The 15,924-nt window shown below is 58.1% G+C and carries 15 protein-coding genes; 10 read left to right on the top strand and 5 right to left on the bottom strand.

From position 1 onward, the window contains the following. Positions 1 to 504: 504 nt before the first annotated feature. From rpoS to sS8_RS02990, 4 genes are all read left to right on the top strand, one after another. Complete coding sequence (gene rpoS / locus sS8_RS03005) at positions 505 to 1,494, top strand: RNA polymerase sigma factor RpoS (RefSeq protein ID WP_119628361.1); 990 nt, start codon at positions 505 to 507, stop codon at positions 1,492 to 1,494. 612 nt (positions 1,495 to 2,106) lie between these two features. Further along, positions 2,107 to 2,403 (top strand): hypothetical protein, encoded by a 297-nt coding sequence (locus sS8_RS03000; RefSeq protein ID WP_119628360.1) that lies wholly within the window; start codon positions 2,107 to 2,109, stop codon positions 2,401 to 2,403. An 86-nt stretch (positions 2,404 to 2,489) separates the two neighbouring features. Further along, positions 2,490 to 4,427 carry an acetate--CoA ligase gene (acs, locus tag sS8_RS02995; RefSeq protein WP_119628359.1) on the top strand — a complete coding sequence of 646 codons (1,938 nt, stop codon included), beginning with the start codon at positions 2,490 to 2,492 and terminating at the stop codon, positions 4,425 to 4,427. Positions 4,428 to 4,454: 27 nt separating this feature from the next. After that, positions 4,455 to 4,793 (top strand): P-II family nitrogen regulator, encoded by a 339-nt coding sequence (locus sS8_RS02990; RefSeq protein WP_119628358.1) that lies wholly within the window; start codon positions 4,455 to 4,457, stop codon positions 4,791 to 4,793. Between the two features lie 211 nt (positions 4,794 to 5,004). On the opposite strand, the gene sS8_RS02985 is transcribed toward sS8_RS02990, so the two are convergent. Next, a complete protein-coding gene (locus sS8_RS02985; protein ID WP_232020493.1) occupies positions 5,005 to 6,000 on the bottom strand; it encodes a serine/threonine protein kinase in 996 nt (331 codons plus the stop codon). A gap of 244 nt (positions 6,001 to 6,244) precedes the next feature. On the opposite strand from sS8_RS02985, the gene sS8_RS02980 reads away from it, so the two are divergent. After that, positions 6,245 to 6,922 (top strand): YceH family protein, encoded by a 678-nt coding sequence (locus sS8_RS02980; RefSeq protein ID WP_119628356.1) that lies wholly within the window; start codon positions 6,245 to 6,247, stop codon positions 6,920 to 6,922. 109 nt (positions 6,923 to 7,031) lie between these two features. Here sS8_RS02980 and sS8_RS02975 read toward each other — a convergent pair whose 3' ends face one another. Both sS8_RS02975 and sS8_RS02970 read right to left on the bottom strand, forming a co-directional pair. Continuing rightward, the gene (locus sS8_RS02975) at positions 7,032 to 7,238 is read right to left on the bottom strand and encodes a SlyX family protein (RefSeq protein ID WP_119628355.1); all 207 of its coding nucleotides are present in this window, start codon (positions 7,236 to 7,238) and stop codon (positions 7,032 to 7,034) included. 39 nt (positions 7,239 to 7,277) lie between these two features. Continuing rightward, positions 7,278 to 7,652: a YajD family HNH nuclease gene (locus sS8_RS02970; RefSeq protein WP_170160920.1), complete on the bottom strand. Its 375-nt coding sequence runs from the start codon at positions 7,650 to 7,652 to the stop codon at positions 7,278 to 7,280. A gap of 50 nt (positions 7,653 to 7,702) precedes the next feature. Between sS8_RS02970 and sS8_RS02965 the strand changes: the two genes are divergently transcribed. The 5 genes from sS8_RS02965 to fae all read left to right on the top strand — a co-directional run bounded on the left by sS8_RS02965 (position 7,703) and on the right by fae (position 13,161). Beyond that, the gene (locus sS8_RS02965; protein WP_119628354.1) at positions 7,703 to 10,204 is read left to right on the top strand and encodes a YdbH domain-containing protein; all 2,502 of its coding nucleotides are present in this window, start codon (positions 7,703 to 7,705) and stop codon (positions 10,202 to 10,204) included. Between the two features lie 488 nt (positions 10,205 to 10,692). After that, positions 10,693 to 11,658, top strand: a complete 966-nt coding sequence (locus tag sS8_RS02960; protein WP_084161956.1) for an IS110 family RNA-guided transposase — start codon at positions 10,693 to 10,695, stop codon at positions 11,656 to 11,658. A 374-nt stretch (positions 11,659 to 12,032) separates the two neighbouring features. Continuing rightward, positions 12,033 to 12,233, top strand: coding sequence for a YnbE family lipoprotein (locus tag sS8_RS02955; RefSeq protein WP_119632587.1), 201 nt, complete (start codon positions 12,033 to 12,035; stop codon positions 12,231 to 12,233). 18 nt (positions 12,234 to 12,251) lie between these two features. After that, entirely contained in the window at positions 12,252 to 12,608 is a 357-nt protein-coding gene (locus sS8_RS02950) for a YdbL family protein (RefSeq protein ID WP_119628353.1), read from the top strand. A gap of 16 nt (positions 12,609 to 12,624) precedes the next feature. Next, positions 12,625 to 13,161 (top strand): formaldehyde-activating enzyme, encoded by a 537-nt coding sequence (gene fae, locus sS8_RS02945; RefSeq protein ID WP_119628352.1) that lies wholly within the window; start codon positions 12,625 to 12,627, stop codon positions 13,159 to 13,161. 343 nt (positions 13,162 to 13,504) lie between these two features. Here the strand turns inward: fae and sS8_RS02940 are convergent, their stop codons facing one another. Continuing rightward, positions 13,505 to 14,224: a PEP-CTERM sorting domain-containing protein gene (locus tag sS8_RS02940; protein ID WP_119628351.1), complete on the bottom strand. Its 720-nt coding sequence runs from the start codon at positions 14,222 to 14,224 to the stop codon at positions 13,505 to 13,507. Between the two features lie 173 nt (positions 14,225 to 14,397). After that, positions 14,398 to 15,264 (bottom strand): PEP-CTERM sorting domain-containing protein, encoded by an 867-nt coding sequence (locus sS8_RS02935; protein ID WP_119628350.1) that lies wholly within the window; start codon positions 15,262 to 15,264, stop codon positions 14,398 to 14,400. Between the last annotated feature and the right edge of the window lie 660 nt (positions 15,265 to 15,924).

Raw genomic sequence — 15,924 nt, 5'->3', positions numbered from 1 at the left:
GGCGCTGCGCGGAACCGGACATCCATTCGGGGATTCAACTTCGGTTTTCAGGTTCATCTCATTTCGCCCCGGTGAACGCCGGCCGAACTGCATCATTCCTTTTTCAAAGCCGCATTTTGGTTCGGAAACGCATCCGAGCTTCTGCCGCGGGGAAATGCGTCGCCGAAAATAATCCGCAATTCACAAACTGCGATCAATATCACAAAAAGGCCGCTAAAGAAAAGAATTTGAGGGCCGATAAACAAGATACCCGTCAAAAACCCGTCGTACGGATCTCCTGATTAGTGGCTAAACGCCATTTTCCCGATACGACACGTGATCCGACGAAGTACGAGAGAGCAAGTAATCCGCCATTTTGCGGTGCTCAGCGCTTCGGAAGCGCATTGGCACGATAAATGGTTTCAACAGAGCGCGTTGGCTGCTGTTAACAGAGTTATTGATGACGGAAATTCTTATTTATCAAACAGGCTTTCAATAATTAATCAATTACGTGGGGACATTGGTATGTCTGAACAGATCGTAGAAGAATTGAAAACCTTTGGAGAGGCAGGCTTGTACGATGATTCGGCCACCTTCGTCGACGATTTCGAAGCGAACGAAGTTCTCGAAGAGGAGTCGTCGATATGGAATGAAGCGGAGTTGGGTGCCATCGATTCGGAATACCAATACGACGCGACGCGCCTATATCTAAAGGAATTGGGAAATTCTCAGCTGCTGACCGCTGATGAAGAAAAACACTATGGTCGTCTGGCTCAAAAAGGCGATCAAGCGGCGCGCAAGAAAATGATAGAGAGCAATTTGCGGCTGGTGGTCAAGATCTCCCGCCGATACCTGAATCGCGGCTTGCCGCTTCTGGACTTGATCGAAGAAGGAAATCTCGGATTAATAAGAGCGGTCGAGAAATTTGAACCCGATCGCGGCTTTCGGTTCTCTACCTACGCGACCTGGTGGATACGGCAGACGATTGAGCGCGCCTTGATGAATCAAACGCGTACGATTCGGCTTCCGATTCATGTCGTAAAGGAAATGAATGTCTATCTTAAAGCGTATCGTCAGCTGGCCGTTACCATGCATCACGACCCGAGTGCGGAAGACGTCGCGAAATATCTGGACAAGCCGGTAAAGACGGTCGAAAAGATGCTGAAACTCAATGAGCGAGTTGTATCGATCGACGTTCCGTTCAAGAAGGATTCGGAAAAATCCCTGGTGGAATGTATTTCCGAGGAGGATAAACTCCCCCTGCCGGAAACCCTTCAGAACGAGCGAATTTCCAGCAACCTTTCCGACTGGCTGGATCAGCTTTCAGACAAGCAGAGAGAAGTCATCTGCCGCCGATACGGTCTCCGCGGCTACGATCATGCCACTCTCGAAGAAGTTGCAGCCGTCATGGGCGTTACACGGGAACGCGTACGCCAGATTCAGATGGAAGGTCTGAATCGCCTTCGCGATATTTTGGAAACCGACGGTTATACCGCGGACGCCATCTTTCACTAATATCCGCCTTGCCGTAGACGTATCCATTACGCGTCGAGGCGTCCCGGAACGAGTTGCCCACAGATCTGCTGGAATTTGTTTTGGGCGGGTGGATTACTAATGATCAAGAAAGTATAGCCACAAGAGCCCCCTCTTCCTCTGGGACAAATCGGCAGGGCAAGGCGCAACGCGACGAGCGGGCAGGCCAGCGATGGGCTGCCCCGGACTCGCGAGCGAAACGGGACAGCGTCGCGTGGCGAGGCCGATTTACTCGCCTCATCCCTGAGACTCGCCCTTCGGGCCGTGCTTCGCACGTTCCCGTTCGCTCCCGGCGAACGGGTGCACGCGTGAGCGCCGCTTGTGGCTCCGCACAGGGAATGTGCGGCGTGATTGGGTTGGGGTGGGACCGACTCGAATAGGGCTTTACTTTACTTTACGTACAATAAATCCGCCCCGCCGGACCGCCGAAAGTCCGGCGCCTCGCATCGGGCGACTGCAAAGTTCGTCGACACCGCATGCCCGGCGCCCGTCTCGCCAGTCAAATACTGTTGCCATAACCCTAGGAACGGCCGCCGGGCGTGCGAGAGCATGCGGCTGGCGGGGGCCGTTGGCAGGGATTGCCGACCTACGACCGTGATCCCTGTAGGCCGGGAATCCTTTCCCGACGTCACCGCCCGGTCGAGCATCTGCGTCGGCAAGGGATTGCCGACCTACACCGTGCCGCCTCTGGTAGGTCGGGAATCCTTTCCCGACGTCACGGCCCGGTCGAGCGTCTGCGTCGGCAAGGGATTGCCGACCTACACCGTGCCGCCTCTGGTAGGTCGGGAATCCTTTCCCGACGTCACGGCCCGGTCGAGCGTCTGCGTCGGCAAGGGATTGCCGACCTTATATCTCGTCCCGGAACTCTGCCACGCTCGTCGAGCACGATGAGCGGGTCAAACTCGCCCGAAAATTCGGTAGAATCAGTCATCGTCAGGATAGCCAAGTCCCACCCCTAAAAATCAACGGAAAATCGAATGTCCCTGGAAAAAGTCTACGATGTACCGCTGGAAGTAGCGGCCGGAGCGCATATTACCGAAGCGCTTTACCGAGAGATGTATGAACGTTCCATTAAGGATTCGGACAAGTTCTGGTCGGAGCAGGCGGAACGCTTCGTAGACTGGTTCAAACCGTGGGACAAAGTCCAGGATTGCGACTTCGGCACAGCCCGCATTCGATGGTTCGAAGGCGGCAAGCTGAACGTCAGTTACAACTGCCTCGATCGCCATCTGGCCGAAAAGGGTGATCAGGTTGCCATCATCTGGGAAGGCGACGATCCTGATCTGGACAGGACGCTTACCTTTCGCGAGCTGCACGAGCAAGTGTGCCGGTTCGCCAACGTCTTAAAAAAGCATGGTGTCGAAAAAAGCGACCGGGTCTGCATCTACCTTCCGATGATTCCGGAAGCGGCCGTGGCCATGTTGGCCTGCGCTCGGATCGGCGCCGTCCATTCCATCGTGTTTGCCGGCTTTTCCGCAGACGCATTGCGGGATCGTATCCTCGATGCCGACTGCCGTTACGTCATTTGCGCCGATGAAGGGAATCGGGGCGGACGGACCGTGCCGCTGAAAACCAATGTGGATACCGCGCTGCAGTCTTGTCCGAACGTAAAAACGGTTATAGTGGTCAGAAATACCGGCGGGACGATCGACTGGGACGCCCGCAGCGTGTGGTACCACGAAGAGCTCGCCGAAGCCTCTCCCGATTGCCCGCCCGAATCCATGGACGCGGAAGACCCCCTCTTCATTCTCTATACCTCGGGATCTACCGGAAAACCCAAAGGGGTGCTTCACTCGACCGGGGGTTATTTGGTTTATGCCGCCATGACCTTTCAGTACGTGTTCGATTACCGCCCGGGCGAGATCTACTGGTGCACCGCGGACGTCGGCTGGATCACAGGTCATTCGTACACGGTTTACGGTCCCTTGTGCAACGGCGCGACGACCCTGATGTTCGAAGGCATTCCGACCTATCCGGCGCCCGACCGTTTCTGGAGAGTGGTCGAAAAACACCGGGTCAACATTTTTTACACCGCGCCAACCGCCATCCGTGCCTTGATGGCACAGGGCGACAATTGGCTTGAAACCACCGACAGAGGTAGTTTGCGTGTTCTCGGCTCGGTCGGCGAACCGATCAATCCGGAAGCCTGGGAGTGGTATTACCATCACGTGGGGCGCGAACGCTGCCCTATCGTCGATACCTGGTGGCAAACCGAAACCGGCGGAATACTGATCACACCATTGATCGGAGCCACGCGGCTGAAACCCGGCTCCGCGACACGGCCGTTTTTCGGCATCGTACCGGCCATAGTCGACAGCCAGGGCAATGTTTTGGAAGGAGACTGCGAGGGCGTATTAACGATTACCCGCTCTTGGCCCGGTCAGGCCCGCTCCGTATTCGGCAGCCATCAACGCTTCTTCGAAACTTATTTTTCCGCCTATCCCGGCAAGTACTTCACCGGAGACGGTGCCAGACGGGACGCCGACGGATATTACTGGATTACCGGGCGCGTCGACGACGTGCTGAACGTATCGGGCCACCGCATGGGCACCGCGGAAATCGAAAGCGCGCTGGTCCTGCACGATAGCGTAGCCGAAGCCGCCGTCGTGGGTTATCCGCACAATATCAAGGGACAGGGCATCTACGCCTATGTCACGCTGGTCGCCGGCATCTCGCCGAGCGCCGAGCTCGAACAGGAATTGATTCAATTGGTTCGCAAGGAAATCGGTCCGATTGCAACACCGGACTTGATTCAATGGGCGCCGACATTGCCGAAAACCCGATCCGGCAAAATCATGCGCCGCATACTTAGAAAAATTGCGGCCAACGAGATCCGCGATCTCGGCGACATTTCCACCTTGGCCGACCCCGGGGTCGTCGAGGAAATTATCCAGAACCGAGCCAATCGGAGCTAAGACCATTTCACTACATCGGAGACAATAATGAAACTCATAACCGCGATCATAAAACCATTCAAGTTGGACGATGTTCGGGAAGGGTTGTCCGAAATCGGCATCAGCGGCATTACGGTGACCGAAGTCAAAGGTTTCGGGCGTCAAAAGGGGCACACCGAGCTTTATCGCGGGGCTGAATATGTCGTCGATTTCCTTCCCAAGGTGAAAGTCGAAGTCGCGGTGACCGACGGTATGGTCGAGCAGGCTGTCGATGCCATCATCAAATCCGCCAACACGGGCAAGATCGGCGACGGCAAGATATTCGTGACCAACCTCGAACAGACGATCCGGATCAGGACCGGCGAAACCGGGGAGCAGGCGATTTAATCCGGCCGCTCGGGGCGTGGCCTGAAACGACGGTCCGATAGAGGTTTCCGGCGCGCGGATTTCGAGGCGCGGATCGCACAAGACCCGCAAAGTGCCTTCGATTTCTGTGCGCAGTATCCTTCGGCCCGGAACCGGAAACGCCGCTTTTGGCTCATCGGGATTCCCGCGGCCCCGAAACGGTTCTCGGCAACGGCTGTGCACCCTGCCGAATTCAAGCCGGGCAGAGCGGCGGCTCGTCCATCGCGGCGATCTGCTCGCGCAGTTCCAGGATCCGGTCATGCCAGTAACGCGGCGTGTCGAACCACGGAAACGCGATCGGAAAAGCAGGATCGCTCCAGCGTCGGGCGATCCACGCGGTGTAATGGATCAGCCGCAGGCTGCGCAGGGCTTCGATCAGATACAGTTCGCGAGGATCGAACTCGTGGAAGCTCCGGTAACCGGAGAGCAGATGGCTCAATTGCTGCGTCATCTCGCTGCGGTCTCCCGACAGCAACATCCACAAATCCTGAATCGCGGGTCCCATGCGGCTATCGTCGAAATCGACGAAGTGCGGACCGTCATCCGTCCACAACATATTTCCGGGATAACAATCTCCGTGCAAGCGCAGCGAACGCACGGCGCCGGCTCTTTCGAAACAGCGCTTCACGCCATCCAGCGCTTGATTCACGGTATTGCGGTAAGCGTCCGCGATGTCCGCCGGGATCACGTCGTGCAACAGCAGATAATCCCGCGGTTCCTCGCCGAAACTCGCGATATCCAGCGCGGGACGCTCGCGAAAGGACTTGAGCGCGCCGACCGCGTGCATACGGGCTATCAGCCGCCCCATTCGCGCCAGCGTGCCGTAGTCGCTGAATTCGGGGGCATGGCCGCCTTGCGAGGGAAATACGGCGAAGCGAAACCCGCCGAATTCGTGCAAGGTCGAACCGTCGGAGCCCTGTAAGGCCGGCACGACCGGCAGTTCGGACTCGGCGAGCTCCCGCACGAAGGCGTGTTCCTCGAAAATGGCGGCATTGCTCCAGCGCCCGGGGCGATAGAATTTCACCACCACCGGCGCTCCGTCCTCTAGGCCGATCCGGTAAACACGGTTTTCGTAACTGTGCAGCGCCAACAAGCTGCCGTCGCTCGCAAAACCCGCGCTTTCCATCGCGTTCATGACGAGATCGGGCTTCAGGGACGAAAATGGATGTCGGTCTACGAGTGTGTTCATGGACACCATTCTACAGATTGCCGGCCCCGTCTTTAGTAAAAAGCGCAATTCGAAACTCGATTTTTGATTATGCTTGAGGCAACGAGACCGCTGATTGCAGCGCGGTTAATAGGGGTCGGGGATGTCCCGGCGCGGCGAAAAGCCGTGTCAGGCAAGACCGGGCATATTCCGGCCCTGGCGGCGGTCCGTAAATACCGCGAGAGTATTTGCGGACCTCATCGATAGGTTCAACACTTTAACTCTCATGAAAATAACTCTCACGCCTAACGAAGCTCGCGTCATCGGCTGTTTGATCGAGAAAGAAATCACCGCCCCCGATCAGTATCCCCTTTCGCTCAACGCACTCACCAACGCGTGCAATCAGAAAAGTAATCGGGATCCGGTGCTCGAACTCGACGAGTCAACGATCCGGCAAACGGTCGACGGACTCGTGAAAAGATATCTGGTCAGTGCCGGCAGCGGTTTCGGCAATCGCGTCACCAAATACCGGCATCGCTTTTGCAATACCGACTTCGGCGATCTGAAGCTTTCCAGGCAAGAAACGGCGATCGTGTGTGAGTTGCTGCTGCGCGGCCCGCAAACGCCCGGCGAATTACGCATCCGCACCGAACGCCTGGGCGGATTCTCCGACGTGCAGGAAGTCGAGAACACGCTAGCCAAGCTGATGGAGCGGGATGAACCGCTGGTCGCCAAACTGCCGCGCGAGCCGGGAAAACGCGAATCGCGGTTCATGCACCTGTTTTTCGGTGAAAACCAGCCGGCGACAATCGGCGTGAACACGGAGACGGACTCCGAACCAAGGGGCTCCGACCACGAGCGGCTCGATCGTCTGGAACGATTGGTCGCGGAACTGGCCGAGACCGTGGACCGGCTCCAACGGCAACTGGCCGAACGCGCGCCGGAGTCCCGGGATGGACGGTGAAACTCATCCCACCGGCTCCATGACCCTGCACGGCAGCGAACACCACCTTTCAGAGTCCCCGGAAAGCGCGGCCCGGCGCCGACGGGGTACCGGGCAGCCGTTGCCCGGCTCAATAATGGGGTGGTTTCTCATCGATCGTTTTTTGCAAGTCGGCGGCGGCAGCCAATTGTCCGACACGATCGATGAGAAGTCGGCAAGCCGCCTCCAGCTGGTCGATCTGTTTCTGCTGTTCGAACACGATGTTGTTCAATGCCTGAATCGTGTCTTCCTGATAAGCGAGTTTGGTTTCCAGGTCTACCAAACGTTTTTCGATCATGCTTCGACCTTCAAGTTTGGAAAAGCGGATTAGGCCTCATCACTCCGGCTTTTTCAACAGGGCGCCGAGTTCGGCGAAGGGCTTGAAGGTGGTACCCGTATCGCGGCGCTCCCCTCCTTTCGATTGATTCGCATCGAGGTAGCGCGAATGCTCGTTATCGTGGCAGTAAATACAAAGCAGTTCCCAATTGCTGCCGTCCGGCGGATTATTGTCGTGATTGTGATCTCGATGATGGACCGTGAGTTCGCTGAGGTTTTCCCGCGAAAACTCGCGGGCGCAACGTCCGCAAACCCAGGGGTATAGTTTCAAAGCCTGCTCGCGATAGCCGCGTTCCCGTTCTTCCCGGTTGCGCCGGGCTTCGGCGACGACTCGATCGAGCCGGTGGCTATCGGATCCGGTTTTCATGACGGGCATGGTTCTCCCTCCGATTGTTCATAGCCAAGTTTGATTCAAGAATACACCCGATGTTCGCTCTGAAAAAAACCGGTCACGCACCCCGAAATCGGCGGCGGCTCATGCTGTTGACCGGCATCTTGGCGCTCATCACGATATATGCGGCGTTACCCGCGGTCATTGAGGAATTGCTGCGGTTCCGGTTCGCCCTGGCCGGCTTCACTCTTATCGAGGTGGCCTCGGGACGCCCCTCGTGGAACGCGTTGCATCTCGATTCCCTGCAACTGAGCAAGCGCTACGGAAGCCGGATTCTCACCCTGCGTGCAGCGGGACTTACGCTTCGCTACCGACCTTTGGACTTGCTTTCCGGACGTCTGATCGGCATTCGGATTCAGCAAGCCGAAATCGAAAGCAGCCCCGCCGGCGAGGACATTCCGAGTCGGGGCGAAGCCGCCGAAAGCATCGGACCGATCGCTTTCGTACCGGGCCGCTGGCTGTCCGAACTGCCGGTGGACGAGCTGGCTCTGGAAAGCCTGGACCTGGACATTCGATCGCCGGCCGGCGCCCGTCACACGGGACACGGCGCTGCGCGGCTTCGAAACGGTCGGGGAACGCTTTCCGGAGAAATCCGGACGGAGAATGAACACGCCTTCGCAGTCTCCGCACAGGCCGCCGCCAGCGGCGAACTGGAACTGACTGTCAGGGCTTCGGACACTCCGAAGCCGCCGATCCTTCACATCGCGGTCCGTACCGTGCAGACGGAAACCGACCATTTAAGCGTCGCCGGTTCGGTTCAGGCGACGTTTGAAGGAATCGCCGATTTGCTGCGGCCTTGGCTTGCACCCGCCCGGGAACTGCCGCACCTGAGCGGGAGCCTGGAAAGCCGCTGGCAAGGCGCGGTTCCGCTCGCGGACAGAACCTGGGAAGGCGTGAAGATCAGCAGCGATCATCACCTCAGGGTCAGCGCCGAACCGTCCGGCGACGAGATCCGACGCATCCGGGCGGACATCGAAGCGCGCGTTTCGATCGAAGGAAAAAACATCCGCTGGCATCTCGGAAACCGCTCGGACCTGTCGGCGTTCTTGAGCAGTCGCCTGAAACCGCCGTCAGAACCCGCCGCCCGAATGACATTCCCGAAAGGACTGACCGGCATGATCGAACTATCGACCGAAGGACCGGAGCTCCGCGTCGCGCCCGGTTCTCCCATTCACCTTGCCCCCGTCGATTGGTCCGGCATTTCCAGCTCGGAGATCGAATTGGAATTGGCCGACAGCGCGACCCTTTTCTATCAACCCGAACCCGCCCGATGGGGATTCGAACCGTTCACTCTCTCGGTCAAGCCGGCATCCATCAGCTGGCCGGACGGCGCAGTCGAAATCGAGACGGGCGCCCTCCGGATCACCGGCCTCGGCGGCGTAGGCGCCAATTGGAATAGCCAGGGCGAGCTGCATGTCGGTGGAATCAAGCCCAGGCTGCCGGGCCGGACCTTGCCTTCCGGCGAAATCAGGGCGAAATTTCGGGGAGACCCGAAGCAACTGGATATCGAGAGCGTCATAACGCTCGCCCAGGGAGAAGTTCTCCTGAACGGTCGCGCGCGTCATCAGTTCGCCTTGGGCCAAGGATCGGCCTGGCTTGAACTGACACCCATCGTTCTTGGTGAGCCCGGCTCGACCTTGAGCCGATTGCTGCAGCCTTGGCCCTATCCTTTCGACATCCATGCGGGACGAATTCACGCCTTCGGCGGCGCCTCCTGGACCCGTGCTCCCGGACAAGCGCCAAGGCTGGAAAGTCGAATCACGCTGGATGCCGAAGGCCTCGCCGGCCACCTCAAATCCATTCATTTCGAACAACTCGACGCTCACCTCGGGTTTACTCAGCAAGGTGGAACGCGGACCCTCGCCCCCGCTCGGCTGAGCCTCGAACGGCTCAATCTGGGCGTACCAATCACCCAAGTGAACGCAAGCCTTGCCGCGAACCAGTCCGAAGGCGCAGCCCCGATACTCGAGGTTCGGTATTTCGAGGCAGGTCTCCTGGGCGGAACGGTCCATAGCGACTTTTTTCGATGGGATACATCGAGTCCGAGTGCCCCCGTCAAGCTCTCGATAAGAGACTTGTCCCTGGCTCAAATTATTGCGCTCGAAAGGCAACAAGGCATCGAGGGTACCGGCGTGCTGGACGGGCAACTGCCGCTGGAATTCACCAGAACCCATGTCGCATTGCACGGGGGCGAGCTTCAGGCGCGCGCGCCCGGCGGCTGGATTCGCTATCGGCCCACCGAAGAAGTGGCGGCGATGGCGAAAGACAATCTGAGCCTGCAGTTCCTGAATCAGGCCCTCAGTAATCTCCAGTTCAAAACGCTGAAAGTCAAGGCCGACAGCAACCCCAAGGGGGACCTGACGTTCCGCGTCGAATTGAGGGGACATAATCCGGACTGGCAGGCGGGCCGGCCCATACATCTCAACCTGAACCTTCAGGAAAACATTCCCACGCTTCTGCGCAGCCTGAGCATTGCCGACGATCTGACCGACCGCATGAATCAGCAGATTCAGGAACATTACCGGAAAAAGCAATAGGCCGCAAAACGGCCGGCCGGAGAGCTTTCATCGATCTCTTACGGCGGAACCGGCTTGGCGGGAGGTGTAGGCGCCAGCGGCCAGGCTACACCGATCGTAAGTCGGCAATCCCTTGCCGACAAAGCCGCTCGATCGAGGCACGGCGTCGGGAAAGGATTCCCGACCTACCAGGCGGCACGGTCGTAGGTCGACAATCCCTTGCCGACGCAGATGCTCGATCGTGCCGCGCCGTCGGGAAAGGATTCCCGACCTTGTATTATGAATTCCGTGTGGTTCGGAAGGGGTTGGAGAAGACTCCCGACCGGTCACCACAGGCCTGGAGGGCGCTCCAGGTTTGAGCGACTGGATGCCGTTCCCGCCCTTGGGACACCAAGCCCGTTGCGTAGATCGATGCAGCAGTCGCTCACCCTCATCGAGCGATCGAACAGTATCTTCGGCCCGGCTTGCCGGCAGCCCGCATTCACAAGGTAGATCATTTGAGGTTCATGATGCCCACGTTTTATCTCGGAATTGATGTCGCCAAAGCCAAACTGGACTGCGCGTTACGCCTCCCCAACGGGAAGTTCCGAACCAAAGTCATCGCCAACTCCCAAGACGGGTTCGCCACCCTCGTCACTTGGCTCACCGGCCCAGAGGCACGGAATGTTCACGTGTGTATGGAAGCCACTGGGGTGTATTGGGAAGACGTCGCCCAGTGCTTGGCTACCCAAGGGTTCACTGTCAGCGTCATCAACCCTGCCCAAATCAAAGCCTATGCCGCTTCCCGCTTAACCCGGACCAAAACCGATGCCGTCGATGCGCGCCTCATCGCCGAATTTTGCGCCGAGCGCCATCCGCCTCCCTGGCAGGCGAGAAGCGAAGCCGAAATCGCCTTGCGCGCGCTCGTGTTGCGTCTGGATGCGTTGCAAGCCCTGCGGACCCAGGAAAGTAACCGCCTGGAGGTCGCCCGGGACGCGGTGCGCACCAACATTCAAGAACACCTGAATTGGCTCGATCAGCAGATCAAGAGCCTGATCAAAACCATCAATGAGCACATCGACTCTAACCCCGATCTGAAGGGGAAGCGCGAATTACTCGAGAGCATCCCCGGTATCGGGGAACGCACCATCGCCATTCTGCTCGCCTTCTATGCCGAGCCCAGCCGCTTCGCCAATAGCCGACAAGCCGTCGCCTTCGCCGGGCTCGACCCGCGCCGGCAGGAGTCCGGAACGAGCGTGAAAACCAAGCCGCGGCTGTCCAAGGTCGGCCATGCCTTCTTGCGCAAAGCCCTCTACATGCCAGCCATGGTGATCCTGTATAAGACCGCTTGGGGCCAGCCCTTCAAGAACCGGCTCGCGCTCTCGGGCAAGCCCGCCAAGCTCATCATCGGTGCCATGATGCGCAAGCTCCTCCAGGTCGCTTTCGGCGTCCTCAAGTCCGGAAAACCCTTCGATCCAGCACTCCATGGCACTTGACCCGGATAACAGTATCTACGGGGTGCCCGATCGTAGGTCGGCAATCCCTTGCCGACAAAGACGCCGGACCGGGCTGTGCCGTCGGGAAAGGGTTCCCGACCTACAGGGCGGCACGATTGTAGGTCGGCAAGCCCTTGCCGACGCAGACGCTCGGTCGGAGCATGATGTCGGGAAAGGATTGCCGACCTACAGGGTGGCACGATTGTAGGTCGGCAAGCCCTTGCCGACGAGGACGCTCGACCGGGCCGCAGCGTCGGGAAAGGATTCCCGACCTTGCGCGCATTCGTACAGCAGGTCTAAAAATGCTCTGGCTATCGGAAAAATCCGATGCTATCCTCAGCCGCTCTTTTCGGCCCCGGTACAAGAAGACAACAATGATCCGAGACACTTTTCCAGCAAAGGTCTCTGCTGTCGCTGCGATGGCCTTCCTGACAGCGTGCACCCCTCGCGTCGAGCTGGCTGCACCGCAGGAACCCATCACCATCAATCTCAACGTCAAAATCGACCACGAAGTCCGTGTAAAAGTCGAAAAGGACTTGGAAGACATTCTCTCGAAAGAGAGCGGACTATTCTGATTCGAACGAGGAATTGCCATGTCCAGATATTTTTCCTTGCGGGGGGCGATTGCCCCGCTATTGGCGTTGCTGCTCGGTATCGCGGGCTGGATGCCGCAGAGCTGGGCGATCGGTCTCGACGACGCGAAGAGACAAGGTTTGGTGGGTGAACAGCCCAACGGTTACCTGGAGGCGGTGGGCGCCAATCCGTCGGCCGAGGTCAGAGCGCTCATCGCGGATATCAATGCAAAGCGCCGCCACCAATACCAGCAGGTCGCCAAGGCCAACGGCACCAGCCTGAATGTCGTGGAGGCCTTGGCCGGAAAGAAGGCGATCGAGAAGACTCCGCCCGGCCAGTACGTCCGGTCCCCCGCGGGTCGCTGGATCAAGAAATAGACCGAGGAGACATGCCATGTCCGACAAGATCATCTTCAAAACCGGCGAAGCCACGGTCCTGGCTGCCGAAGGGCAATATACCGACGCCATGCCGGAAATTCTCATCGGCGACGTGAACGGTCCCGTCGGTCAAGCCTTCGCCAATATGATGGGCCAGACCGCGGGCCATACCCGCATGTTCGCGATCAGAGCCTGCAATCAGCAGGTGCGACCGGCGACACTGATGGTGCCGAAAGTCACCATGAAAAGCAGCGCCTACGTCAACCTGTTCGGCGGCGTGGTCCAGTCGGCCACCGCGGACGCGGTGCTGGACTGTGTGATCGAGGGCATCATTCCCCGCGACCGGGTGAATGACCTGTGCATCATCAGCCTGGTCTGGATCGATCCTGAATGCGCCAAGGACCCGAACCTGGACGAAAAGGACCTCTACCGCACCAATTACGAAGCGACCAAGCTGGCCATCAAGCGCGCGCTCAACGACGAACCGTCCATAGACGAGCTGATCGCCAATCGCCGCACGATCAAGCACGATATGTACGATCCTGACGCGTAAAACGTGTCGCTCGGATCGAAGGAAAAACGCCGGCTTCAGCCGGCGTTTTTGTCTCCCCTGAAACCGCTCTGAACGATGACTGTTGTGATTGGAAGGGTGGCTCCAGCGCTCCTGGAAGGATCGGTTCGGCGCTCCCGAACCGATCGTTTGCGATTGGAGACACCGTTTGCGATTGAAAGGGCCGCGGTTAATGCCTGTCCTGAGCCCAGTCGTAGGATGCGGTTCCCTTCGTTCACCGCATCCTACGACTCTTGAACTGTAGGATGCGGTGAGGCACGAACCGCATCTTCGAGGTTAAAACTTTGCTCGGCCCGGAGAGCCCATCAGAACTCTTTTAAACGCGTCAGAAACATTCGGCCCGCTTTCTGTTCGCAAAGGCCAGCCCCATCAAGCCGCTGCCGAGCAGCCAGACGATGCCGGGCTCGGGAACGACATTGACGTAGGAATCGCCGCCGGCACCACCAATCGCTATCACACGGAGACCTATCCGGAAATCCCCGGCAGCCTTGGCCGCAAGTAGATCATCAATCGTAAATCCGTCGGCCAGGTTGAACATGACGCCGAATAGTTCGCCCGGGTTAATCCCCCTGTTCGCGGCGGGACTGTCGGCGGTGAACCTCCAATCTGCGTCAAAATCTATACTCTCTCCATTCGGCAAATTCGGCGGAGTTCCGCCGCTAGTGAAATCTACCGTACCGTCATTGTGCGTGAAAATACCCGCACTTTGATCATCATCGATGAGCCCGACCACACTCAAAAGTGCACCATTCCCGTCGTCGAAGTAAATGCCCTGGATTGATGATGCTATACCCCCCGCCTCATTCCGAAATACAAACAAAACTTGATTATCCTCGATTCCCGTGGTCCGTGTACCGTAGATATCGACGAAAAGCTGATTCTCGAGATTCCGCGTATTAGGAGGGTTATTGCTGGTAATCGCAGTAAACGTTTGCATGTCAACAGGATTCGTAAGGTCGCCGAGTGCCACAGCTTGAACTGTGACAGGCGCCATGAGAGCACTCAACATACCCGCCCAGACAAATTTGGATATTTGCACCACCATGGGTAACTCCCTTTACATTCATATCCGGAGCAGGCCTGCTTCCTGAATTGCAAGCCCGCGGTTCGCAGTGAAACACGAACTACATCGTCCGATCCTTCACAGAATCTTCCAAAAATGCACTCCCGAAAAAGGCTGAACCGGTGTCCCGATTCAGCCCTTCGGTTCGAGACGGCCTAGGCGAAAGAGACAGCCGCCTTGCGGCGCGATTGCCAGCACAGAGCGCAGACTCCTAAGCCCATCAATGCGAGCGTGGCGGGCTCGGGTACCGCTAAAAGGCTGGCTTCGGAATGGCCGATGATGATATCCCCGCTGAGACCCGCCAACCCCAGCAAGTTTACATCGAGCATGAGATGGATGGCGTTCACGACGATATCTCTGCTCTCGATACCATCCCCACCGATCAACTGTTCGTTGAGGATCAGCGTGATCCCGGCCAGGCCGAGCGCCGACACGTCAACGATGGTGTTCGGGGCCGGCATGGCGTCGAGTGCGACGGAAATCGTCCCGAGGGGAGTTTCCAGATTCAGGGACGCATTGGCAAGCGTCGTGTCGCCGGTAGCGACCAATGCGCCGTAGTCGCCCTGAACCTCGGCGGTGGAACCCACCGCGTCCGCGGTAAGGCTGAGAGTGGCAAAGTCGATGAGCGATCCCGTAGACGCACTGAAATCGAGATCGGTGACCGTGGCATCGGCGGATGCAAACCTGACGCCGTTCATGCCATCGACGTTGGATTCGGCATTGGTTTCCAACACGCTGGCGGTAAGGCTCAAGGTACCTGGCACCCCGGCTTGGAGGTCAGCGACTTGTGCCGAGTTGTTATACGGGGGAGGCGCAGAGCCGGATACCGACGGGAGGGGGCCGACGGAGAGTCCCACATCGGGTAGGATCGGAAGGTCGAGGGTGGCCTCGGCACTGACGCCGTAAGCACTACTACTGCCAGCGATGACCGTGGCATGACCGGCACCGGAAACCGCCAGCAAGGACAATCCCAGCAATAGATAAAGGCGCTGGCGCAGACCAAGCGAAGTTACCTTGTTCATAACAATATCCCTTTGGTTGAGTAACAGTTGTGCAGGAATAGTCGCGTTCCAGGGGACGTTGGTGCGCTCCCCTAGCAGACAAATCCTTACGATATTCCCGGCAACCGAATAAGCATTAATGGTGCCAAAGTGGCACGCCGTAGGCACAAAGGAGGAAGTCAGGCTTTTGATTAGTTGGTCATGCGCCCTCGTCGACGCGGCTTTTTGCAGGGATCGGGCTTTGCTAATTTGCTTTGTATGTTTGACTCGCCCCAGCCTCGGACAGATCTCGGCCTATTGGGCAGTCGCTCTATTCAACCCTTTTCGATGAATCCTATCTTGTGATGATGCGCGGCAACGGCGGTTCGTTTTTTACGACACGAAACCTGCCGTGCAGCCCGACCCGTAAAAGTTACTGACGCGGCCACCGGCAACAACGCGGCCAACGAAGCCATTTAACCCGCAAAATGTGTTACGGAACGGCAATATCTGATTGGGTATCCCCATTAAAACAACGAGTTATAGCCGTAAAATTCCCTGACGCCGTGAACCTGACAACCGCGAGAAAAGATTGCATCGTTACCATTACAAAGAACAAGCGTGCGCCATGAACCGTTCCCGCCAGTCGCTGTCATCCTTGCTCGAAAAACGCGGTGACGAGCGGGCTGCGTGCCATCACCG

This window comes from Methylocaldum marinum (genome assembly GCF_003584645.1).
Classification (GTDB): domain Bacteria; phylum Pseudomonadota; class Gammaproteobacteria; order Methylococcales; family Methylococcaceae; genus Methylocaldum; species Methylocaldum marinum.
The sequence above is the reverse complement of the archived record's forward strand: the minus strand, read 5'-3'. Positions and strand labels throughout refer to the sequence as shown.